This is a genomic window from Arthrobacter sp. Ha26 (genome assembly GCF_059091705.1).
Map to the genome: position 1 here is coordinate 156,397 of NZ_JBNHGX010000002.1, position 22,623 is coordinate 179,019.

Here is a 22,623-nt window from a genome sequence, read left to right on the forward strand (position 1 = left end):
CGAACAAGCGCCGATGGAACAAGCCCCGATCCGCAAGGCACCTCTCGAGAAGGCGCCGGTCGACAACGCGCCCTCGCGGCTGCCGGAGCCGCGGGTCGCGCCCTCGGTAGCGACCTCCACGGACAGCCACCTGGTGATCACGGACGTCACGCGGAACTTCGGCAGCCAGTCGGTGCTGAAAGGCGTCAATCTTTCCGTGGCCCGGGGTGGAACCACGGCAATCGTTGGTCCCTCCGGCTCGGGGAAAACCACGCTGCTCCGCCTGATCGCCGGGTTTGACCATCCGGTCACCGGCAGCATTTCGCTGAACGGTGCGAAGGTTGCCGGAGACGGCGCGTGGGTACCGGCGCACAAACGGCACATTGGCTACGTGGCCCAGGACGGCGCCCTGTTCCCCCATCTCACCGTGGGCCAGAACGTTGCCTTCGGGCTTGACCCGGCCAAGCTCGATTCAGCCAAGCTGGGACGCGGGCGCCGTGCCGTCGCCGGGCGTATCCGCGAACTGCTGGAGATGGTGTCCCTGGATCCGGACATGGCGAAAAGGCGGCCCCACCAGTTGTCGGGCGGCCAGCAGCAGCGCGTTGCCCTGGCCCGCGCCCTTGCCCGTGAGCCCGAACTGATGCTGTTGGACGAGCCGTTCTCAGCCCTTGACGCCGGACTGCGCGTAGCTACGAGGCGGGCTGTGGCGAACGTCCTGAACAAGGCCGGCGTCACCACCATCCTGGTGACCCACGACCAGGCCGAGGCTTTGTCCTTCGCCGACCAGGTTGCGGTGATGCGCGGCGGAAAGCTGGCGCAGATCGGTAACCCGTTTGTGGTTTACACCCGCCCCGCTGACCGCGCCACCGCCGAGTTCCTGGGAGACGCCGTCATCCTCGACGCCTGGATGGAGGGCTCGCTCGCCACCTGTTCGCTGGGCGGCATCCCCGTCCGTCGGCCGCCCTCACAGGGCCGGGTTCAGCTGATGCTGCGGCCCGAGCAGATCCGCATCGCAGAGGACGGCCCCATCCGCGGCGTGGTGGTGGACACCGACTACTTCGGCCCGGAAACCACCGTGCGGCTAAAGCTCGCCGTTCCTCCCGAACTGGCCAGCGGGGCAGACCACCGCTACCCGGGCGGCGGCGAGATCATCACCATTCGGCACTGGAACGCCTCCATCGCGCGGCCCGGCATGGAGCTGTGCCTCCGGGTTGTGGGCGAAGGCGTCGCCTTCCCCATCGAACCCTAAACGGGCGGCGGCAGGCTGCGGAGGCTCGGGCCTTCGCCGCAAATCGGCCGCCACGCGGGAGTGACCGGAATGAGGCTCGACCGCCAAGCCAGGGGGTTGCCGGGCGTCCACCGACCGCCCCGACTAGCCGAAGGGCATGCCTGGGCTTCGAACGCGTCCAGCCCTAAGCTTTACCGGCTCAGACGGGTGTGAGTCCTTCCGTGTAACACGGGTTCCCGGTAGCGGCGGTGCTGTGGATTCATAGGTGTGGCCCGTCGGGGTCCGGTAGGTGATTTTGTGCCGTGGGCCGGGACGCGCGACAACCGCCCAGCCCGGTGATCCGTTCGACAGCGGCATCGGCCATGATATTGCCCCGCGAGCGCTGATCCCCTCCGACCGCAGGGTATCGGCAAGCCGCGTCAGCGCTGCGTAGGCCGACACTCCCTGTGCAACCGGAAGCAGCATGGTGAAGTACGACATGGTGTCCGGCGCCGGGCGCAGACTCACGCCCCGCTCGGCTGCCGCATGGCTTGCCCGCTGGGTCACCGAATGGGGATCCCGGCGGTAGGACGCGGCCTTGGCAGCGGCAGTAACGGCACGGTCTCCGGCACCAGTGAATGTCCCGGTGTCAGCGGCGAGCTCCTCATCCACGGCGCATCTGTCCGTAGCATTGAGGCAAGCCGTTTCCTTCACCACGAGGGTGGCACGCCACTCATTAAGCTGGCCTGTATCCAGTGCCCTGAAGGTATGCGGCATCTCCGTGACCAAGGCCTTCGCCACACCCAGGAAACGGCCGCCGCGTGCGGGCGACTCCCTCCGCGCGAGCGCGATCTGCGCTGCGACCCCCTGCCCCTGCTCCGATTCCGGAACTCCGGCTTCGGCCTGCTCCCGGTGTTGGGCTATATCAAATGCAACCGCAATTCTGGCCTGGGCGGCAGCAGCAGCTGACTTCAATTCCTCAAGGCCGCGCATTTGGTCAATCAGGCCGGCACTGTCAGTTGCCGGCTTCAACGTCCGGATCCCAGTGATCAGGTCCTGAACCCGAAGGCTCGAACTGGCCGGAAGCGCTGCAGCCGGGACGGCGTCGCGTTTTGGCTCCACCAGCAGCATGCTTGACCTCTTCGCCCATTCCATACAGCCAGTTTGCCAGCGACCACTGACAAGAATGAGATGCCAAAGCGGCTATGTGGATAACGGGAATGGGTACTCGTCACGCGTTCTCCAAGGCGATTGGTGGTCCTCGCCCAAGCCCGTCAGCGGATACTTGCGAAGGGCGTGACCGATCCACTCTTCACGGTCACGGGCCCGCCCGCCGCAGTGAGCCGCACGTCCTTGGCGCCGGACGGCGGGAAGACCAGCGATGTTAGCGTCTGCCTGCCGCCATCCACAAAAACTTCCACCGAGGACCGGTCCACGTATGCAGTCAGGCGGACGGAGTCACGTCCCGGATCGCCCTCTGTTGTGGAGACTTGTCGGTAGGTATCCTGCGCTGCCGCTTTGCCACCCGAAGCATCCGGGCGGGCGCCGCCTGCAACCTCGTCACCGTCCCGGGCAACAAAGGCCTTGCCGGCGGCGAAGTCGTAGCCCACGGTGGCGTATGCCTTCCCGCCGCTTTGCAGAAGGACCCGGGCTTCGCCGGACCCGGATACAGGCCTCTCCAGTTCGAGGTCAACCTTGAACGCCCCACTGGCCGGAACTGGCTGGACCGCACCATCTTCCGTCAGCACTCCCGCCGGAACCGGTGCCGCAGGGCCTTCCAACGATTCCAGCGCACGGGTGGGCTTCGAGACCAAAGCCGGCCGCCCGCCGTCGGACTTCAACTGGATATCGCGCACCACTGACGCCGCGCCGAACCAGTCCTTGGTGGGCAGCTCGCGGGCATAGGCCCAGTTGTTCATCCAGCCGATCGCGTGCCGGGAAGCCTTCCGCTGCCCGTCGGTAAGTCGTGGATCGTCCCACGTGACGGCAGCGTAGAAGTCCGGTCCGGCGTCGAGCCACTGGTGGTCTCCGTCCGCTGTGAAACCCTTGCCGTCCCAGTTGCCGGTCCAGTAGGCCAGGCCGGTGGTGCGGCCTTGCGCGGCCCCGTTGGCGCTGGCAGCCAGCACCCACGTCCGCCGGGTGGGGTCGCCGTCGACGTCCATTTGGAAGAAGTCCGGGCACTCGAGGATGCCCAGGCCCTCCCGGTCGAAGCCCGAAACGTAGTTCCACTGCTTCAGGTCCTGCGATGTGTAGAAACCGATCTTGTGGCCCTCGGCGAGCAGCATCAACCACTGCTTGTTGGCCTCGTCGCGCACGATCCGCGGATCGCGCCAGTGCTCCGCTCCGGGGTTGTCCATGACCGGATTCCCTTCGTAGCTGGAGAAGCTGTACCCGTTGTCAGTGGAGTAGAACAGGGATTGGCGCTGCACGCCGTCGTGCTGCTGCGTGAGGATCGCAACCACCGCCCCTTTGCCGAAGCCAGCTGTGCCTTCGGTATCCACCACCACCGAACCGGTTTCGATGTCCCCCAACCCGTTGCGGAACTTCTGGATGGCCACACCCTCGTTCTTCCAGTGCACCAGGTCCGTGCTGGTGGCGTGGAACCACTCGGTGCCGTTCCCTTCGGGGTAGTCGGCGTTGTAGAGGTAGTAGTAGTGCCAGAGTCCGTCCAGGAAGAATGGGCGCTGGGGATCGTTCATCCACCGCTGATCCGGGGTGAGGTGGTACGCCGGGCGGTAACCGGGGTCCTCTGCAGGGGCCTCCAGTTGGGCGGCGCCTGCCACGGGCCACGTCCGCTCCACGCCCAGGTCCGCGAGCAAGGCACCCCTTGCCTCGGAACTGATGCACTCGGGAAGCTGCACGTCCCCGGGATTCTGACCCACGCCGTCGCCCATGCTGCTGCGCAGGAAAACCTGGCCCTCCACGCGTACCCCTGCCAGCCAGCCGCCGCCGCACTCAATGCTGCGGACGTCCTCGGCGCCGCCGGCCGCAACCTCGCCCCCGCGCTCCGTCAGCGTTTTGTCGCCACCCCTAAGCCATAACGATGCGTAAGTACCGGTCCGTTCCTGGGCCGTGCCCTGGGCAGCTGCGACACTGCCAAGGACACGGCCTGCAGTGGCGTTCGGCTCGTTTCCGGCATTGCCGCACAGCACCAGGGAGAGAACCACCACCAGGGCGGCAACGGCCGCCACGGCGGCCCACAACAGGGGTCGGCCCGGGAGCACGCGGGTGGGAATGTGGAAAGGTTTGCGGATCATGGTTATCGTTCCGTCGCTGAACACACAAATGCCGCCCCCGGATGAGGAGGCGGCACCAGCGCAATTGAACCATTCATCCTACGCGGGCAAACCCAAGGACCCAATACTGTTACATCCCGGCCGGACGCTTCTTCTGCGGATACGGCGCCTCGCCCCGGGCCAGCATCTCCACAAACCCGGCAATCTTCCGCTCACGGGTGGCCGCCTGTTTCACCGAGTTGGTCCGGTAGATCAGGGCGAAGCGGTTGGTTTTGGTGAGGACATCGAACATCGCCTGGGCAGCCGGGACGGCCGCGATGGCCGCCGCCAGGTCCGCCGGAACCTCGGCCGTCGCCTGCCCCTCATAAGCCTTGTCCCAGCGGCCGTCTTCCTTGGCCGCGTTCACGGCTGCCCAGCCGGCTTCGGTCATCCTGCCCTCGGCCTCCAGCCGGGCCACATGGCTGACGTTCCGGGCCGACCACGGACTCTTTGGGCCACGCGGAGTCATCCGCTGAAGCGAACTTTCGCCGTCCCGGCTCTTGCCCTGGCCGTCGATCCAGCCGAAGCACAGCGCCTCGTCCAGGGCCGCCGCATAGTCCAGCGCCGTCACCTGCCCGCCCTTCTTGTGCAGGACCAGCCATACCCCGGGACTGGTCCCGTGGTTTTCCTCCAGCCAGCCGCGCCAGGCGGCAGCATCGGGCACCAGCAGCTCCTCGAGTTCAACAGCCATGGCCCTATTCTGCCTGTGCACTGCCGCGGCACAACCCCTGCCGGGCGGACACCTCCCGTGGCACCATGGCTTTACACCCGCTTCACGAAACAAGGGGAAAGACCATGCTGCGCGTCCGCCCGCTCCATTTCACGTCCCGGATCGAAGGCTGGGAACGGCTGCTCACGGCGTTGGGCCTGGTCCTGACGGAGGGTGACGGCGGGCTGCAGGTGTTCGACGCCGGGTCCGGCCGCCTTGCCCTCCAATTGGTCCCGGCAGGAGCAGCGGAGGACGGAACCACGGCGTTGGCCGTGGAGGTGGGCGATGTGCCCGAGTTCGCCCGCCGCACCAACCTCTCGGCCCAGGATGAGGGAACCACGCCTGCGGAAATCACAACGGACCACGGCGGAGCCTGCAGGATCACGGCGCCGGACGGGTTCACTTTCCTGGCGGGCAAAGCCGCCCACACCGCCCAGTGCGCCGACGCTGATCCGGCCCTCGCCGTCGTCGGGGTCTGGTTTACCGAAGACGCCGCCTCGGCAATCCGGACGCTGCGCCACATTGGCGCCCGCCCCCGCCCCGTGCCTGACGCGGACGAAACCGCCGACTTCACGGCCAAGAACGGCGGTGTGCTTCTGGTGCGCCCGGCCGCAGGCCCGCCGCGCTCAGGCATTGGTTTTGAGTACGACGGCGGCCTGTCACCATTGCAGGCACGCCTCGCCTCCGCGGGAATTGAGGCAAGGATGACCGAGGAGGCCTTCGGCAGCACCCTCCACGTGGCCAACCCGGACGCCGCAGGGCCCGGCGCCGCGCACGCCCCGGCGACCGTGTGGATCTCCGAGCATCGCCGCATGGGGTAGAACTTAAGCATGAACGTGCGCACCCCTGACCCGAATCCCGGCTGGCTTTCCGAAGAAGACCTCTTTGAGGCGCGCGGGCGGCTGCCCATGGTTTATGTCGAGGCTGTGCCCGTCCGGCTCGATCCCCTGGGTTTCGTCAACGAAGTGGGAACCCTGCTCCAGGCCGATGAGGACGGCACCATGATCCGCTCGCTGGTGTCCGGGCGCGTCATCTACCGCGAGACCATCCGCGCAGCCCTTCTCCGGCACATGGAGAAGGACCTGGGCCCGCTGGCGTTCCCGCAGCTGCCCATCAGCCCGGTCCCCTTCACCGTGGCGGAGTACTTCCCCGCCCCGTCCCAGACCGGCTTCACCGACGACCGGCAACACGCAGTGTCCCTGGCCTACGTGATCCCCGTGACCGGCGAATGCGAACCCCGCCAGGACGCCCTCGAGCTGACCTGGATGACCCCTGAGGAAGTGTTGAGCCCCGGCGTGCAGATGGAGTTCAGCGGCGGGCGCGGCGGCCTGATCCGCCAGGCGCTCGCCTTCGCCGGCGTGGGCTTCTGACACCCTCGGCAACACCCGGCGTCCCCGACTTCCGGTGCCCTCCTTTGTAGACTGTAGGGCGGACCGCAAGAGAACTTAAGGACTCCCATGACCGAAACACCAGCCGCCCGGAACTACAGCGAACAGCAGGCTGGATCTCTGACCCCCGGCAGTTACATCCTCCTGCCGGACGGTGAGCGGACAGCGGAAATCCGCCAGGTGGAGCTTGAGCAGGACGATTTCGGCGCCCCCGCCCTGGTCCTCGCCAGCCTCTCCGGCGGCGGGACCTTGCGTATCGCCGTGGGCACGTCGGTGACGGTGGTGGGCGAAGCGGCCGACGCCGTAACGCAGCTCCCACTGCCTGCGAGGACTGCCGAGGTGTCCGGCCCTGCCGGAGATGCCGCGCCTGCCGTGCATGCCGCGCCTGCGGACCGGGCTGGCAGCGTGGAGGAAGCCCGGCAGCAGCAGCCCGGCGAAAAGGCCCCGGCGGCACCCGTGGTTCCCGCCGTCGTCGTACCTCCCCTGCCCCCTGTTCCCCCGGCGGCGACCGGTCCCAGCGAAGAGGACCTTGCCCTGATTCCTGCGCCGAAGGGGACTCCGGAATCGGTGGTGGAGGCCGTGGCCGAGGCCCACCCGGATGCGGAGGGTGTGCTGCTGCTGGCCGACCGGCTGGCGAAGGGGGTCAACTTCAAGTCGGGCAGCTGCCTGAAGGACCTGAGCGACCTCGCCCATGAACTGTTCGTCACCCTCAAGGACGCGGACGGCTCGCTGGCCGTCGCGGACCTGCTCAACGTCCTCCCCTATGACGGCAACCCCGGCCGCTGGGCCTCTGTGGAAGCTTCCTTGGCGCTGTCCAGCTACATCTGCCGGCAGAACCTCCAGGAGGAGCGGGCCGAGGTCTACGAGAAGCTGATCCGCACGCCGGAAAACCAGGAAACGGACCCCTTCAAGGCCAGGATGGCAGCCAAGGTCCGGCAGCGTTCACTGAACGAGCCCAACCTGTACGACAAGGAAATCTTCCGGTCCATTGACAACTCCAACCACGACGCCGAGCGGGAATGGCGGCTCCTGCGCCTCGAATCCCTGCTGTTCCTCCGGGCGCACGGCGGCTCGGAAACCATCGGGACGGGCGAGCTGGAGCGGCGCATCAGCAACGAACTTGAGGCCGTCCGCGCCTGACCTCCGTTATGGACAAATGACCCCTACCCGGCACCGGGCGGGAGTTGTACATTCGGGGCTATGACTAACAATCTGAGCGTTGTGATCAATGCTGACGCGCCGCAGGTCTGGACGATGCTGCGCGAACCGTCCAAGGTGGCCCAATGGCACGGCTGGCAAGCCGAAGACCTGGACGCCGAGATCAAGCAGATCTACTTTTCCGGGGACGAAGAGGAATCGCCGGACCACACCAGCTTCACTGTCCATGGCGGCGACGTCTTCGAACTCCACCCCGAACCCAACGGAACCCGCGTCAGCATTACCCGGGCAGCGCTGGACCACAATTCGGAATGGGCGGCCTGGGATGAGGACATCACCCAGGGCTGGCTGACGTTCCTGCAGCAGCTGCGCTTTGCCCTGGAACGCCATCCGCACGGCAAGCGCCACACACTGTTCCTGCAGGTGCCCGGCGGCCCGGGGTCCGCCATTGAAAAGCTTGGCCTTTCGGATGTTCCGGCGCCGGGCGAGGACTACAGGCTCACGCTGGCCACCGGCGAGGAGATCGCCGGAAAGGTCTGGTACCGCAGCAACCACCAGGTAGGGCTCACGGTCCACAGCTACGCCGAGCACGGCGAGGGCCTGTTGATCGTTGCGGACCAGCCAAAGATCGAGGATGTCCGGCCCGACGGCGGATCGCTGGTGATCCTTTCCACCTATGACCTGGGCGCGGGGAGGCTCGACGTGATTCGCAACTCCTGGGACTCCTGGCGGGCCGAGAACTACCCCACATCCGAACATGTGAGCTAAGGGACCTCGGCGAAGCTAAGGGACCCCGGCGAATTGCTGGCACACTGGTACGGTGCCAGCCAACCCTGCTTCCGCTCCAACCTCATCTGCCCCGGCGCCTGCGTCTGCCGGGGAAACCGACCTGCACGGCTCGATGCCCCGGCAGTCCGAGTTCAGTTTCCGTGTGGGCTCCCGCTTGGCCGAGTCGTGCCCGCCGTCCGCTTCGCAGTTGGAGGCCAACGGCGGGGAATTCCTGGGCCGTACCGGCACCATCACCACACCCCATGGCCAGATCCGGACGCCGGCGTTCATCGCCGTCGGGACGAAGGCCACGGTGAAGGCGGTGCTGCCCGAATCGATGGCTGGCCTCGGTGCGCAGGCGCTCCTGGCGAACGCCTACCATCTGTACCTGCAGCCGGGGGCGGACATCCTGGATGAAGCGGGCGGCCTTGGTGCCTTTATGAATTGGTCCGGGCCCACCTTCACCGACTCCGGCGGCTTCCAGGTGATGAGCCTGGGATCGGGGTTTAAGAAGGTCATCGACATGAAGTCCGTTGATGCTTCGGGCCCTGACGACGCCGTGGCCCCCGGCAAGGAGCGCCTGGCCCACATCGACGACGACGGCGTCTGGTTCAAATCGCATTTGAACGGCGACAGGCACCGCTTCTCCCCCAAGATCTCGATGCAGGTCCAGCACCAGATCGGGGCGGACATCATGTTCGCGTTCGACGAGCTGACCACCCTCCAGAACTCCCGCGGGTACCAGGAGGAATCGCTGGAGCGCACCCGGCTGTGGGCCCTGCGCTGCATCGAGGAGCACTTCCGGCTCACGGCAGCCCGCGAAGGCAAGCCGTACCAGGCCCTGTTCGGTGTGATCCAGGGCGCCCAGTACGAGGACCTGCGCCGGAAAGCGTGCCGGGACCTGGGCGCGATGCCATTTGACGGTTTCGGCATTGGCGGGGCCTTGGAGAAGGAGAACCTGGGCACCATTGTCCGGTGGTGCAACGAGGAACTGCCCGAGGACAAGCCGCGGCACCTGCTGGGCATCTCGGAGCCGGACGATATCTTCACGGCCATCGAAAACGGTGCGGACACCTTCGACTGCGTCTCCCCCACCCGGGTGGCCCGCAACTCCGCGTTCTATACTCGGCAGGGCCGGTTCAACCTCTCGGGCGCCAAGTACAAACGCGATTTCGGCCCGCTCCAGGACGGCTGCGACTGCTACACGTGCACCCATTACTCGCGGGCCTACATCCACCATCTGTTCAAGGCCAAGGAGATGGTCTCCGCCACGCTGATCTCCATCCACAATGAGCGGTTCGTAGTGAAGATGGTGGACGATGCCCGGCTGGCGATCGAATCCGGCAACTTCTTCGAGTTCAAAGCCGCGACCCTGGGCCAGTACTACTCCTGAGCCGGCTCCCCTGCCCGTTCCGATATCCTGACCGCATGCCCATTGAAATCCCCGCCGCAGCAGGTACCGCCGAGGCCCTGGTGGCCCGGCCGTCCACCGGCGCCGGCCCGTTTCCAGGCACCATCCTCTACATGGACGCGTTCGGCTTACGCCCCCGCATCCAGGACATGGCCCAGCGGGTTGCCGACTGGGGCTATGTGGTCCTGGCCCCGAACGTCTTCTACCGGGAAGGAAACGTCGCAGAGCTCGCTCCGTCCACGGACATGACCACTGACGAGGGCAGGCAGGCAGCGGGCAAGGCTGCCTTCCCACGGGTAGGGCGGCTCACGGCAGAGAAGGCGGTGGCCGACGCAGACGCGTGGGTCAAGGCACTGGGCGGACTGGACGGCGTAGCACCGGGACCCATCGGCGTCTTCGGCTACTGCATGGGAGCCCGCCTCGCGGTGCGCACCGCAACGGCCCGCCCGGATGTGGTGGCGGCATGCGGCGGTTTCCATGGCGGCGGACTCGCCACGGACGCTCGGGACAGCCCCCACCTCGCGCTTGGCAACGCCCGCGCCCGGTTTGTGTTCGGCCACGCCGACCATGATCAAAGCATGGCCCCCCACGCCGTGGCCCGCCTGGGTGAGGCGCTTGCTGCGGCGGGGCTCGAAGCTTCGAACGAGATCTACCCCGGCGCGTCCCACGGCTACACCATGGCAGACACCTCATCTTTCCATGCAGAGGCTACAGAACGTCACTTCCGTGAGCTGCGGGCACTGCTTGATGCGACCCTCAAGGGCTGAACCTCTTGCCTCCCAAGACCTACGCGCCGTAGCTCGGCTCGCGTTTCTTGACCCAGCCGATCACCAGCGACGTCAAAGCCGCGCTGGCCAGGCGTACAAAGCGGACGGCCGACGGCGGATGGCAGGATGGTTCCATGACTTCCATTTCCGCTGATGTCCAGTCCCCCGCTGCAGCTCCCGCCGTCGTCCTGACGATCGCGGGGTCCGAAGCCACCGGCGGCGCCGGTGCGCAGGCCGACCTGAAAACCTTCCAGGAACTGGGGGTCTTTGGCATTGCCAACCTGACCTGCATCGTGTCCTTCAACCCGAACGACAGCTGGAACCACCGCTTCGTGCCGGTGGAGCAGCAGGTGATCGCCGACCAGCTGGAGGCGACGACCGCGGCCTACGGTCCGTCGTCGGGCGCACCGTCCGTGCTGGACACGGTGAAGATCGGCATGCTCGGCAGCCCCGCCACCATCAGCACCGTGGCGGGAGCCCTTGAGGGCGCCCGGTTCCGCAATGTGGTGCTCGACCCGGTGCTCATTTGCAAGGGCCAGGAGCCGGGGCACGCGCTGGACACGGACCAGGCGCTGAAGGCGCAGATCCTTCCGCTGGCCACCTTCGTCACGCCCAACCACTTCGAAGCGGAGTCCCTCTCCGGCCTGGAGATCACGGACGTGGAATCGCTGAAGGCCGCAGCCGTCCGCATCCATGAGCTCAGCGGCGCCGCTGTGCTGGCAAAGGGCGGGGTACGGCTGGAAGGCCGGGACGCCATCGACGTTTTCTACGACGGTGAAACCCTCGAGGTGTTGCGCGCGGAGAAGGTTGGCGAGGTGGCGGTGTCCGGAGCAGGGTGCTCCCTGGCCGCCGCCGTCACCGCCGAGCTGGCCAAGGGCGCCACTGCACTGGAGGCGGCAAGGACGGCCAAGGCCTTCGTGACCGCCGGCATCCGCAACCGCGTGGCCTCGGGCGCCCCGTTCGATGCCCTGTGGCAGGGCGGCCCGCGCTAGGTTTCCTGCGCCCGGCCCCTACTGCCGGGCCGCAGCCAACGGAGCATCTGTCAGGAGGGCTTCGGCCATCAGCGTGGCCGTCCGGGCTATGAAGGCCCTCCGCCGTTCCAACCGGTCCGGGGCGGCGCCGGCCAGGAGTGCATCGATCTGCGGCAGCACCATCCAGCCGTCACACAGCGTGACGACGGTAATGACGAGGTCCGCGGCGTCCGTCCGGTCGATGCCCGGCAGGACCTTGAGCATCTGGTCCACCTTCGCGGCGCAGTGGTCTGCCCGGGTGGCGCGGTCCACGGTGTTGCGGCCGCGCTCCAGCCCTTCCCAGAACAGAAGCCGGGCCAGGGCGCTGTCCTTGGTGTGCCGGTCAAAAAGCTTTGCGGCGTACTCTCCCACGGCCGCAGCGCCGTGCCCCTCGATGGGGACCTCGGTCATCACCCGGACCAGTTCCGCGGCCAGGACGGCGTCAAAGAGATCGTCCTTCTTGCCGAAGTACTGATAGATGCGCTCCTTGTTCACGCCGGCAGCGGCGGCAATGCGGTCCACCCGCGCCCCGGCCAGGCCCTTTTCACTGAATTCCTCGGTAGCAGCGGCCAGCAGCAGCGCTTTGGTGCGTTCAGTGTTCCAGGCCATGACATCATTCTACGCTTTTCCAACCAGACAGTTGCAATTTAGCCCGGGCAGGGTCTAGTGTCGGTCACAGCCAAACAGCAACCGTCTAGTTGGAGATTTCCGTGAAGAACACCGCCGCGCCCGCCCCTGCAGCCACCTCGTCCGTCATGGTTGCTCCGGTGGCACCTTCCATCCACGTACGCGCCGTCATCACCTGGCTGGCCATTTTCCCGCTCGTGGCCGTGGGCATGCTGGCCAGCGCATCCCTGACCGAGGGCTGGCATCCTGTGCTGCGTGCCCTGGTGCTCACCCTCGTGGTGGTTCCCACCGCCGTGTACGTTGTGCTGCCGCGCCTGTTCGCCGCCTACGGCGCGCTCCTGCGCAGGCGTGCTGCGAAGTGGCGCCCGTAAGGAACACCCGCGGACGACGGCGGGAGGCGGGCTGGGTCCACCTGGAACCTCAGCCGGCCTCCCGCCGTCGTCGTTATCTGTTTTGTCCCTGTGTGGTGGCTAAACGCCCAGGGGATCCTTGTCCTTGCTGCCGTCCCGGGACGGCTGGTCCCAGGCATGGCCCTGTTCGTGGTCCAGGTGGCTGGCCTTCTTGTTCTTCAACGCGAAGATGTACACCAGCAACGACACGGCGATGGCCACCGTGACGTAGGTGAAGAACAGGTCCTCCCGCTCCGCCTTCTGCAAGGCCGCGCCGATCAGCGGGACAGTGCCGCCAAACAGGGAGTTGGCAATCGCGTAGCCCAGGCCGACGCCGAGGGCACGGATGGAAGCCGGGAACAGTTCGGCCTTCACCAGGGCGTTGATGGAGGTGTAGCCACCCACGATCACCAGGCCGCCCATCATCAGCAGGAAGGCCGTGAACGGGTCCTTGGTGCCCGCCAGGGTGGACAGCAGCGGCCAGGTGAAGAGCACCCCGGTAATGCCGAACCAGAGCAGAAGCGGCTTGCGGCCCACCTTGTCCGAGATGATGCCGTAGACGGGCTGCAGGAGCATAAAGATGAACAGCGCCCAGAAGTTGATCACCGAGGTGTCCGTCTTGGCGATACCGGACGTATCGTTCATGAACTTCAGGATGAAGTTGGTGTAGGTGTAGAACGCCAGGGTGCCGCCCAGGGTGACGCCGATGCAGATGAGCAGCGGCTTCCAGTACTGGGTGAACAGCAGTTTCATGGTTCCGGGCTGTGCCTCCCCCGCCGCCGGCGCCTTGGCGGCCTGGATTTGGTCGGCAGACACGGTTTCTTCCATGGAGCGCCGCAGCCACAGGACCACCAGCGCGGCGACGCCGCCGATGGCGAACGGGATACGCCAGCCCCATTCGGTGAGCTCGCCCTTGGGCATGGCGTTCTGCAGGATCACCAGGACCAGCAGTGCCAGCATCTGGCCGCCCACCAGGGTGACGTACTGGAAGCTGGAGAAAAATCCACGGCGCTTGCTTGTGGCCGCCTCGGACATGTACGTAGCGCTGGTGCCGTACTCGCCGCCGACGGAGAACCCCTGGATCACCCGGATGAGGACCAGCAGGATCATCGCCCAGAGGCCGATGACATCCTGGGTAGGGAGCACCGCGATGGCGAAGGAACCGGCAGACATCAGGGTCACGCTCAGCGTCAGTGCTGCTTTCCGGCCCTTCCGGTCCGCGTACCGGCCGAAGAACCATGCACCGATGGGACGCATCAGGAAGGACGTCGAGAACACGGCCATGGCCTCAAGGCCTGCCTGGAGCTCGTCCTTGGAGTTGAAGAAGTGTGCCTGGAAGTAGGCGGCAAAGACTGTGTAGACGTAGAGGTCGTACCACTCCACGAGATTTCCTGCGGAGCCCTTCAGGATGTTGCCCACGGCCCGGCGGGTCTGTGCTGATTCGCTTACTGCTGTTCCGTCCATGGCAGCGTTGCTCATGGTTCCTCCTCGACGTTGAAAGCCCCTCCTCAAGCCTGGGGACTCCACCCAAGCTATTCGTGAGCCAAGGCACAGCCCAAGCGAAAACGGAATTCCTAACACTTCCTTAGGTTTTCTCTCCTTGTGGTGTTGAGCTGGCCCCTGGCCGCCACACGGGGATCCCGCGGAGCGGGTAATCTGCCAAGGAAAGGCACAGCGGTCCCGGGACCGGGAAATCACGATGCTTGGAACGGAACAGGAACTGGCTATGGATGTGCTCATCGTCGAGGACGACGACGCCATGGCATCCGCCCTCCACGCTGCCGTGGTGTCCGCCGGACACACCTCGGCCCGGGTCTCCCGGGGAGCGGATGCCCTCCTCGAACACCGGCGGTTCGAAGTCGTGTTGCTGGACCTGGGCCTTCCGGACATGGACGGCCTCGAGGTACTGCGGAAGCTCCGCCGTGTGACCTCTGTCCCCATCCTGATCCTCACCGCGCGGGACGATGAGCGCAGCGTGGTGCTTGGCCTGCGTTCCGGGGCCGACGACTACCTGGTCAAACCGGTGAAGCTGGTGGAGTTGCTGGCGCGCATTGAGGCTGTCACCCGCCGCGCCGCCGGGCCCCGGCAGGCCAGGCAGCGCCTCATCAAGCTCGGGGAACTGGAAGTGGACCTCGAACGCCGGGTGGCTGTGCTCGACAAGCAGGATCTTCCCCTGACAGCTACGGAATTCGACCTGCTCGCACTCCTGGCAAGCCATGCGGGTTCAGTGGTGACCCGGGAACAGATCCTGGATTCGTTGTGGGGCGACGCATTCGTGGCCTCCTCGCGGGCCCTCGATGTGCATCTGACCGGTCTCCGGGCCAAACTCAGGAAGCCCGGTTTCATCATCAACGTCCGCGGCGTGGGGTACCGGATTGAGGCGGACTCTTCGTGAGGCTGCGTGTCCTCGGGGTCCTGAGCGTCCTGGCAGTCCTTTTGGTCCTCGTCGCCTCTAACACCATCCTGGCTTCCGCGAGCAGGGAACTTACCCAGGAACTCCAGATCAGCAGGGCGGCTTCCCTGAACCGGCTCGCCCAGGTCGCGTTCGACGCCGGAGCCGAGGGCGGCGACGCCACGCAACTGCAGGCTGAGATGGACAGATACTCCGAGCTCTACGGCGAAGGGGTCCTGATCAGGCTGCAGCAAGGCACCCTGCGCTCCGGCGGCCTCAGCGAAGACAGGGCGGACGTCTGCGATGCCCTGGCCAGGGCCAGCCTGAACCTCAATGACACCGCCCTGGCGCCGCTCCAACCCTTCGGCGCTGGCACCGAGGTAATTTCCCGATCCTTCGGAAGTGCCAGCCAGGTGCTTGGGGCGGCAGTCCTTGAAGTCAACCCCGACGCTGCCCGCCAGAAACTGCGCGAGCGGTGGCTCGCCGTCGGACTCGCTGCCGCCGCCCTCGCCGCCATCCTCCTCATCGCCGCCTCCCGGGTGACGGGCTGGGTGCTGCGCCCCGTGCACCGGCTCAATGCCGCCGTCGCCGAACTCGAAACCACCGGCCGCAGCGGCAGGCTGCCGGAGGAAGGCCCGCCCGAGCTGAGGGAGCTGAGCCGTTCGTTCACTGCCATGGCGCAAAGCGTCAGTGACAGCATCGAAGCCCAGCGACAGCTCATCGCAGACACCTCCCATGAACTCCGCAACCCGGTGGGAGCCCTGCGGCTGCGGATCGACCTGCTGCAGCTGCAACTGAAGACAGCCGAGGGGCGGGCTGCTGCCGCCGCGGTTGTGGCGGAACTCGAACGGGTGGAGGAGATCCTCGACGACGTGCTGCGGCTTGCCGCCGCCGAGCACCGCGCCTCGCAGGACACCCTTGGCACTTCGATCCCCGGCGCGGACGTGACCCCCATCGATCCTTTCCCCATCCTGCAGGAGGAGACCGAACGCGCGGAACCTGCCGCGCAGCTCGCCGGCGCCTCCATCTCCCTCAGCGCCCCACCCCAATCGCCGGCGCTTATCGCCTGCCGCCCTGACGACCTGGCCCACATGGTGGGGGAACTGCTGGGCAACGCCATCAAATACGCCGGTCGGGCCAATATTTCCGTTGCCGCCCGGACACGCGGCAACAATGTAATCATCGAAGTGTCCGACGACGGGCCGGGGCTTTCACCCGAAGAACGGGCCCGTGCCGCCCAGCGTTTTTGGCGCTCACCGCGGCACGGAGCCGTGGCTGGCAATGGCCTGGGCATGACCATCGTGGACAAGCTGGCCGTAGCGAATGGCGGACGCCTCCTGCTTTCCGGAGCACAGCCCCATGGCCTGCGCGCCTGCCTGGAATTCCAGCGTGCCGCCGGCCTGCGCGGCGGGGGAGTTTCGGAGGAGGCGCCGCATGCGTGAGCTTTCCACCTCATCGACCGGGCGCTCCGTGTCCAGGCGGGGTGTCATTAGGGCCGGTATTGCGGCCGGGCTGGCCGGGGTGCTTCTGCCCTCCTTGGGAAGCTGCACTCCGGAAGACAAGGTTGATTCCCTCATCGTTGCCGGGGGCGAGCCGGGCGGGTTTTACCTCGAGTTTGCAACCCTGCTTGCCGCGTCGCTCCAGCGCAATGGCGTGTCCCGGCAGGCCACCGCGCTGCCCACTGGCGGCAGCCTGGACAACCTCGAGTACCTCCTCAACGGGCGGACCACGTTCGCCGTGGCCCTCGCGGATGCTGCAGCACAGGCGGCACGGGGAAGAAGCGCCTCCGAGGCGGGTATCGCAGCCCTCGGACGGGTCTACGAGAATTACGTCCACTGTGCCGTGCGGAAAGACAGCGGCATTTCCAGTATTTCCGGCCTTGCGGGCAGGACGGTGGCGGTGGGCGAGCCGGGTTCGGGAACGTCACTGACCACGCCGCGCCTGCTCGAGGCAGCCAGGCTCACCTCCATCAACGCACGTGAAAGTCCGGCCGGCAGTGGGGGACAAGCCGTGACCGTCCTGAATCTTGGACTTAACGACGGGCTGTCAGCACTCCGGGACGGATCGGTGGACGCCCTGTTCTGGTCCGGCGGTGTTCCCACCGCGGCCATCGCAGCCACCCATCACGACGTGGGGCTGAACTTCCTGGATCTTTCCGTGCTGCTTCCGGTGCTGCGTGCGGAGTACGGCGCCTTCTACGACCGGGTACTGATCCCGGCCGGAGCCTACGAAGGGCTTCCCGCCGTCTGGACGGTTGGGGCGACCAACCTTCTGTTGTGCCGGAGCGACTTGGCAGACATCACGGTGAAGCGGACTGTTGAGCTGCTGGTGGGCCATGCGCAGGAGCTCATTCCGCAGTCCAGCCTCGGGGTCCAGTTCCTCAGCCCCGAGTCCCTCATCAACACTGCGGGCCTGCCGCTGCACCCCGCCGCAGCCGCCGCCTACCGGGAGCTCCACGGGTAACCCCACGCCCCATCACCTCCCGCAGGAAAATCCCGAACGCACCATCACGTACTGCAGGAAAGCGGAAACGCTGTCCCACAGATTGAGAGGGCGCTCAGGACGCCGAGTGCGCCTGCAGGAAGCTGTACACCTCGGTTTCGTCCACGCCGGGGAATGCCCCTGGCGGCATGGCGGCCAGCAGGTGCGAGTGGGCCCGGGCGGACGGCCAGGCGTTCCCGGCCCATTCTGATGTCAAGGACTCCGGCGGGCGCTTGCAGCACGTGGGATCCGGACAGTTGGACGTAGCCCGCGCCGTCGTCTCCCGTCCGCGGAACCACTTCACGTGCTGGTACGGCACTCCGATGCTGAGCGAGAATTCCCCGCTTGCCGAGCGTTCGGTGCGGGCGGTGCACCAGTACGTGCCGGACGGCGTGTCCGTGTACTGGCTGTAGGCACTGAACTTGTCCGGCACATCGAACACCGCCCTGGAGGTCCAGGCCTTGCACGACGGCTGGCCCTCGATGGCGCCGGTGTGGTCCTGGGGGAAGTTCACACCGTCGTTCTCATACGCCTTGTAGATGATCCCGCTCTGGTGCGTCTTCTGGAAATGGGTTGTGATGCCCAGGTGCTTGGTGGCCAGGTTGGTGAAGCGGTGGGCAGCGGTTTCGTAGGATACGGCGAACGCGTCCCGGATATCCTCGACAGCGATTTCCTTCGCCGTCTTGGCTTTCTGCAAAAATTCCACAGTTGCCTGCTCTGGGAGGAGCAGCGCCGCGGCGAAATAGTTGGTGGCCACCCGCTGGGCCAGGAAGTCGCCGTAGTTCCGCGGCGTTTCATGCCCCAGGACGTAGTGGCCCAGGGCCTGCAGGAGCACTGAGCGAGGGTCGTGGTCCTGGCGCTGGCTTTGCGTGAGATAAATTCTGCGGTTCTTCAAATCCGTCACCGAGCGGGTGGAATGCGGCAAATCGCCCACGTGGTGCAGGGTGAAACCGAGGTGCGCAGCGATGTCCGCGATCACGTGCTGGCTCAGCGGCCCGGTGGTGTAGCCCACCTCCTTGAGGACCTTCTGCGCCTCGGCCTCGTACTCCGGAAAATAGTTGCCGCGCTCCCGCATCATCGCCCGAAGTTCACCGTTGGCGCGGCGGGCTTCCTCGGGGGTGGCCACCTGTTCGTTCATCTTCCGTTCAAGCTCGTGCAGCAGCCCCACCTGGGCCTCAAGCACATCCAGCGGAAGCCGCGAGCTGATGCGGATTTTGGGCAGGTCCAGGGACTCGTAGAGCGGGCCGCGCTGGTACCGTTCCAGCTCGATTTCCAGGGCGGCGCGGCGGCTGGGCGGCTCGGCCCCGAGTAGCTGGTCAATGCTGACGTTGAGTGCCGCCGCGAGGTGCTGGAGCAGGGTCAGTTTCGGTTCGCGCTTACCGTTTTCAATCAGGCTCAGCTGGCTTGGGGCGGTTCCGACGGCGGCGCTCAGGTCGTCGAGCGTCTGTCCAGCCTGCTTGCGCAGATGGCGGACGCGGCGGCCCAGGGAAATGACATCAAGGTCCGTGGACGAAGCGGACGATGGCTGGGAAACGTCCCTGTTCCAGCTTGAAGGCGGCATTTCTGAAGAATACGCGAAGAACTGCCTTTCTTTCCACCCTTTTAATCTGGAAAGGGGGTTGAAAGTGCTGAAAAGTAGTTCACACGGAAAGAAACACCGCACCGGACAAGCCGGTGGGAACCTCAACGACGCGGTTCCCACCTACCACCTCCGGAGCTCAATCAAGGAGATCAACGATGACTGCAGCATTTGAGCCCAACCAGCAGACGCCCGGCCAGGACGCAACACAGCAGGCCGCCGCCCTGGAGCTCGAGTGGGCCGCCAACCCCCGCTGGGAAGGTGTGACCCGGGACTACTCAGCCTCCGACGTCGTCCGCCTCCGCGGCCGCGTCTCCGAAGAACACACCCTGGCCCGCCGCGGCGCCGAGAAGCTCTGGAAGCAGCTCACCGAGGAGCACAAGACCGGCGGCTACACCAACGCCTTGGGCGCGCTGACGGGCAACCAGGCAGTGCAGCAGGTCAAGGCCGGGCTCCGGGCCATCTACCTTTCCGGCTGGCAGGTCGCGGCGGATGCCAACAACTCCGGCCACACCTACCCCGACCAGTCCCTCTACCCGGCCAATTCTGTGCCCACGGTGGTGCGCCGGATCAACAACGCCCTGCTCCGGGCCGACCAGATCGAATTCTCCGAAGGTGCCCAGACCGTTGAGGACTGGCTGGTCCCGATCGTCGCCGACGCCGAAGCCGGCTTCGGCGGCCCCCTGAACGCCTACGAACTCATGAAATCCATGATCCAGGCCGGCGCCTCCGGTGTTCACTGGGAGGACCAGCTCGCCTCGGAGAAGAAGTGCGGACACCTGGGCGGGAAGGTCCTGATCCCCACCCAGCAGCACGTCCGCACCCTGAACGCCGCCCGGCTCGCGGCCGACGTCGCCGGCACCCCGTCGGTGGTCATCGCCCGTACGGACGCCGAGGCAGCCACCCTGATCACCTCCGACGTCGACGAACGGGACCAGGAATTCATCACGGGCGAGCGTACGGCCGAGGGCTTCTACAAGGTCCGCAACGGCATCGAACCCTGCATCGCCCGCGCCAAGGCCTACGCCCCCTACTCGGACCTGATCTGGATGGAAACGGGCACCCCGGACCTGGAGCTCGCCCGCAAGTTCGCCGAAGCCGTCAAGGCCGAGTTCCCGGATCAGATGCTCTCCTACAACTGCTCACCGTCGTTCAACTGGCGCAAACACCTGGATGACGCCACCATCGCGAAGTTCCAGCGTGAACTTGGCGCCATGGGCTTTACGTTCCAGTTCATTACTCTGGCCGGTTTCCACGCCCTGAACTACTCGATGTTCGACCTCGCCCACGGTTACGCCCGGGAAGGCATGAGCGCCTACGTCGAACTCCAGGAAAAGGAATTCGCCTCCGAATCCCGCGGCTACACCGCAACCAAGCACCAGCGCGAAGTCGGCACCGGCTACTTCGACACCATCTCCACCGCGCTCAACCCGAACGCGTCCACCCTCGCTCTCGTGGGATCCACCGAAGAGGGCCAGTTCCACTAACAACTTACGACGGCGATCGGTCACCTTCGCCTTCGGAGCGGCAATGCTCTGCCTGCTATCCCCATGCCCGCCCCATGACCTCGTAGAACTCGGTCGGGGGCGGGCACAGGGCCCCTTTACGCAGGCTGCCGCATCACCGCTCCTTCTGCTTTGCGCGTTCCTCGCCCTTGGTGCCGCTTACCGCCGTCGAACTTCCCTTTCGTCTTTAAGGAGACTGAAATGAACAGCTTTACTGACAGCTTCACGATCAATGGCATTACTTTGACTGCCCAGCCCATTTGCCGGCAAAACGAGGTGCTGACTCCGGACGCCCTGGAGTTCATTGCCAGGCTGCACCGGGCAACGGCCGAGCGGAGGCAGGAACTGCTGCAGGCACGCCGGACCCGGCGGGCCGAAATCGCCGGCGGCGCTGATCCCCGCTTCCTGGCGGAAACTGAGCACATCCGCAATGACCCGTCCTGGCGGGTCGCTCCCCCGGCACCGGGCCTGGAGGACCGCCGGGTGGAAATCACCGGACCGGTGGATAAGAAGATGACCATCAACGCCCTGAACTCCGGCGCGAAGGTGTGGCTGGCGGACATGGAGGACTCCTCCACCCCCACGTGGCGGAACGTGATCAAGGGCCAGTTGAACCTCACCGACGCCCTGGAGCGCCGGATCGATTTCACCACCGAAGAGGGCAAGGAATACAAGCTCCGCCCCGCCGGCGAGCTGCCCACCATCGTGGTCCGCCCCCGCGGCTGGCACCTGCCCGAAAAGCACATGCTCATCGACGGCGCACCCGTCGCCGGCGGCATCGTGGACTTCGGCCTGTTCTTCTTCCACAACGCCCGCCGCCTCCTGGCCCAAGGCAAGGGCCCGTACTTCTACCTGCCCAAGATCGAAAACCACCTCGAAGCCCGGCTCTGGAACGACATCTTCATCCAGGCCCAGGACCTGCTCGGCATCCCCCAGGGCACCATCCGCGCCACCGTGCTGATCGAAACCATCACCGCAGCCTTCGAAATGGAGGAAATCCTCTACGAACTGCGCGACCACGCCGCCGGCCTTAACGCCGGCCGCTGGGACTACATCTTCTCCCTGATCAAAAACTTCCGCACCCGCGGGCCCCGTTTCGTCCTCCCCGACCGGGCCCAGGTCACCATGACCCAGCCCTTCATGCGCGCCTACACCGAACAACTGGTCCGGGCCTGCCACAAGCGCGGTGCCATGGCGATCGGCGGCATGGCAGCAGCCGTGCCCAACCGCAAGGATCCCGAAGCCAACGCCAACGCCTTCGACAAGGTCCGCGCGGACAAAACCCGAGAGGCCAACGACGGCTTCGACGGCTCCTGGGTGGCCCACCCCGACTTGGTGCCCGTCTGCCGTGAGGTGTTCGACGGCGTCCTCGGCGAACGTCCCAACCAGCTGGACCGGCTCCGCGACGACGTCACCCCGGATGACCGCGCCCTGATCAACGTCGCCGCGACCCAAGGCACCATCACCGAGCAGGGCATCCGGAACAACATCGAAGTCGGGATCCGCTACATCGAATCCTGGCTCCGCGGCAACGGCGCGGTGGCCATCCACAACCTGATGGAAGACGCCGCGACCGCCGAAATCTCCCGCTCCCAGCTCTGGCAGTGGATCTACGCCCGGGCCATCACCGACCACGGCGAAATCGTCACCCGTGAATGGGTGGAGGAACTTTTGGATGAGGAATTCGCCCGGCTGGAACGCTTCGACGGCGACCGCTTCGAAGACGCCCGCGACATCTTCGAAGAAGTCACCCTGGCACAGGATTTCCCGTCCTTCCTCACCCTCCCCGCCTACGCCCGCTACCTCACCGAAGCCCGCGAAAAAGCAACGGTGGAGGAACTGGCCGCGGCCTGAGTACCGCAAAAAACTTCCGTTTGCCGGGCCGGCACGCCCTTTCGCAACAAGCACCTCCGAAATCCGGAGGGCCGGCCCGGCAACGGAGCATATTCACCCCCTCATCCAGCGTTACCCAGCCTTC

The 22,623-nt window shown here is 66.1% G+C and carries 19 protein-coding genes and 1 pseudogene; 14 read left to right on the forward strand and 6 right to left on the reverse strand.

All coding sequences use genetic code 11. The annotated features are described in order from the left end of the window. Positions 1 to 13: 13 nt before the first annotated feature. Positions 14 to 1,228 carry an ABC transporter ATP-binding protein gene (locus tag AC5RVY_RS06175; RefSeq protein WP_493953840.1) on the forward strand — a complete coding sequence of 405 codons (1,215 nt, stop codon included), beginning with the start codon at positions 14 to 16 and terminating at the stop codon, positions 1,226 to 1,228. 301 nt (positions 1,229 to 1,529) lie between these two features. On the opposite strand, the pseudogene AC5RVY_RS06180 reads toward AC5RVY_RS06175, so the two are convergent. From AC5RVY_RS06180 to AC5RVY_RS06190, 3 genes and pseudogenes are all read right to left on the reverse strand, one after another. Then, positions 1,530 to 2,317 (reverse strand): annotated as a pseudogene (locus AC5RVY_RS06180) (DUF222 domain-containing protein); the annotation flags it as partial. A gap of 143 nt (positions 2,318 to 2,460) precedes the next feature. Then, positions 2,461 to 4,443, reverse strand: a complete 1,983-nt coding sequence (locus tag AC5RVY_RS06185; RefSeq protein WP_493953841.1) for a glycoside hydrolase family 32 protein — start codon at positions 4,441 to 4,443, stop codon at positions 2,461 to 2,463. A 109-nt stretch (positions 4,444 to 4,552) separates the two neighbouring features. After that, the gene (locus AC5RVY_RS06190) at positions 4,553 to 5,152 is read right to left on the reverse strand and encodes a YdeI/OmpD-associated family protein (RefSeq protein ID WP_493953842.1); all 600 of its coding nucleotides are present in this window, start codon (positions 5,150 to 5,152) and stop codon (positions 4,553 to 4,555) included. Positions 5,153 to 5,256: 104 nt separating this feature from the next. Here AC5RVY_RS06190 and AC5RVY_RS06195 point away from each other — a divergent pair, with 104 nt between their 5' ends. From AC5RVY_RS06195 to AC5RVY_RS06225, 7 genes are all read left to right on the forward strand, one after another. Next, positions 5,257 to 5,991 carry a VOC family protein gene (locus AC5RVY_RS06195; RefSeq protein WP_493953843.1) on the forward strand — a complete coding sequence of 245 codons (735 nt, stop codon included), beginning with the start codon at positions 5,257 to 5,259 and terminating at the stop codon, positions 5,989 to 5,991. A gap of 9 nt (positions 5,992 to 6,000) precedes the next feature. Continuing rightward, positions 6,001 to 6,540, forward strand: coding sequence for an NUDIX hydrolase family protein (locus tag AC5RVY_RS06200; protein ID WP_493953844.1), 540 nt, complete (start codon positions 6,001 to 6,003; stop codon positions 6,538 to 6,540). An 87-nt stretch (positions 6,541 to 6,627) separates the two neighbouring features. After that, positions 6,628 to 7,698: a DUF6707 family protein gene (locus AC5RVY_RS06205; protein WP_493953845.1), complete on the forward strand. Its 1,071-nt coding sequence runs from the start codon at positions 6,628 to 6,630 to the stop codon at positions 7,696 to 7,698. A 60-nt stretch (positions 7,699 to 7,758) separates the two neighbouring features. Further along, the gene (locus tag AC5RVY_RS06210; RefSeq protein ID WP_493953846.1) at positions 7,759 to 8,484 is read left to right on the forward strand and encodes an SRPBCC family protein; all 726 of its coding nucleotides are present in this window, start codon (positions 7,759 to 7,761) and stop codon (positions 8,482 to 8,484) included. A 52-nt stretch (positions 8,485 to 8,536) separates the two neighbouring features. Next, positions 8,537 to 9,877, forward strand: a complete 1,341-nt coding sequence (gene tgt, locus AC5RVY_RS06215; RefSeq protein ID WP_493953847.1) for a tRNA guanosine(34) transglycosylase Tgt — start codon at positions 8,537 to 8,539, stop codon at positions 9,875 to 9,877. 35 nt (positions 9,878 to 9,912) lie between these two features. After that, on the forward strand, positions 9,913 to 10,662 hold the full coding sequence (locus AC5RVY_RS06220) for a dienelactone hydrolase family protein (RefSeq protein WP_493953848.1): 750 nt from the start codon (positions 9,913 to 9,915) through the stop codon (positions 10,660 to 10,662). 134 nt (positions 10,663 to 10,796) lie between these two features. Continuing rightward, the gene (locus tag AC5RVY_RS06225; RefSeq protein WP_493953849.1) at positions 10,797 to 11,654 is read left to right on the forward strand and encodes a hydroxymethylpyrimidine/phosphomethylpyrimidine kinase; all 858 of its coding nucleotides are present in this window, start codon (positions 10,797 to 10,799) and stop codon (positions 11,652 to 11,654) included. 18 nt (positions 11,655 to 11,672) lie between these two features. On the opposite strand, the gene AC5RVY_RS06230 is transcribed toward AC5RVY_RS06225, so the two are convergent. After that, the gene (locus tag AC5RVY_RS06230; RefSeq protein WP_493953850.1) at positions 11,673 to 12,281 is read right to left on the reverse strand and encodes a TetR/AcrR family transcriptional regulator; all 609 of its coding nucleotides are present in this window, start codon (positions 12,279 to 12,281) and stop codon (positions 11,673 to 11,675) included. A gap of 101 nt (positions 12,282 to 12,382) precedes the next feature. Between AC5RVY_RS06230 and AC5RVY_RS06235 the strand changes: the two genes are divergently transcribed. Continuing rightward, positions 12,383 to 12,670, forward strand: a complete 288-nt coding sequence (locus AC5RVY_RS06235; RefSeq protein ID WP_493953851.1) for a putative antibiotic biosynthesis monooxygenase — start codon at positions 12,383 to 12,385, stop codon at positions 12,668 to 12,670. 99 nt (positions 12,671 to 12,769) lie between these two features. On the opposite strand, the gene AC5RVY_RS06240 is transcribed toward AC5RVY_RS06235, so the two are convergent. Next, positions 12,770 to 14,167: an MFS transporter gene (locus AC5RVY_RS06240; RefSeq protein WP_493953852.1), complete on the reverse strand. Its 1,398-nt coding sequence runs from the start codon at positions 14,165 to 14,167 to the stop codon at positions 12,770 to 12,772. A gap of 247 nt (positions 14,168 to 14,414) precedes the next feature. On the opposite strand from AC5RVY_RS06240, the gene AC5RVY_RS06245 reads away from it, so the two are divergent. Genes AC5RVY_RS06245 through AC5RVY_RS06255 form a run of 3 tightly spaced genes read left to right on the forward strand, consistent with a single transcriptional unit; the run spans position 14,415 to position 17,543 of the window. Then, complete coding sequence (locus AC5RVY_RS06245; protein ID WP_493954259.1) at positions 14,415 to 15,083, forward strand: response regulator transcription factor; 669 nt, start codon at positions 14,415 to 14,417, stop codon at positions 15,081 to 15,083. Further along, the gene (locus tag AC5RVY_RS06250) at positions 15,080 to 16,522 is read left to right on the forward strand and encodes a sensor histidine kinase (RefSeq protein ID WP_493953853.1); all 1,443 of its coding nucleotides are present in this window, start codon (positions 15,080 to 15,082) and stop codon (positions 16,520 to 16,522) included. The genes AC5RVY_RS06245 and AC5RVY_RS06250 overlap by 4 nt, the downstream gene beginning before the upstream one ends. After that, the gene (locus AC5RVY_RS06255) at positions 16,515 to 17,543 is read left to right on the forward strand and encodes a TAXI family TRAP transporter solute-binding subunit (protein ID WP_493953854.1); all 1,029 of its coding nucleotides are present in this window, start codon (positions 16,515 to 16,517) and stop codon (positions 17,541 to 17,543) included. The genes AC5RVY_RS06250 and AC5RVY_RS06255 overlap by 8 nt, the downstream gene beginning before the upstream one ends. Positions 17,544 to 17,637: 94 nt before the next feature. Here AC5RVY_RS06255 and AC5RVY_RS06260 read toward each other — a convergent pair whose 3' ends face one another. Continuing rightward, a complete protein-coding gene (locus AC5RVY_RS06260; protein ID WP_493953855.1) occupies positions 17,638 to 19,122 on the reverse strand; it encodes a helix-turn-helix domain-containing protein in 1,485 nt (494 codons plus the stop codon). 176 nt (positions 19,123 to 19,298) lie between these two features. Between AC5RVY_RS06260 and aceA the strand changes: the two genes are divergently transcribed. Next, the gene (gene aceA, locus AC5RVY_RS06265) at positions 19,299 to 20,627 is read left to right on the forward strand and encodes an isocitrate lyase (protein ID WP_493953856.1); all 1,329 of its coding nucleotides are present in this window, start codon (positions 19,299 to 19,301) and stop codon (positions 20,625 to 20,627) included. A 219-nt stretch (positions 20,628 to 20,846) separates the two neighbouring features. Continuing rightward, entirely contained in the window at positions 20,847 to 22,499 is a 1,653-nt protein-coding gene (aceB, locus tag AC5RVY_RS06270) for a malate synthase A (protein WP_493953857.1), read from the forward strand. Positions 22,500 to 22,623: the final 124 nt, after the last annotated feature.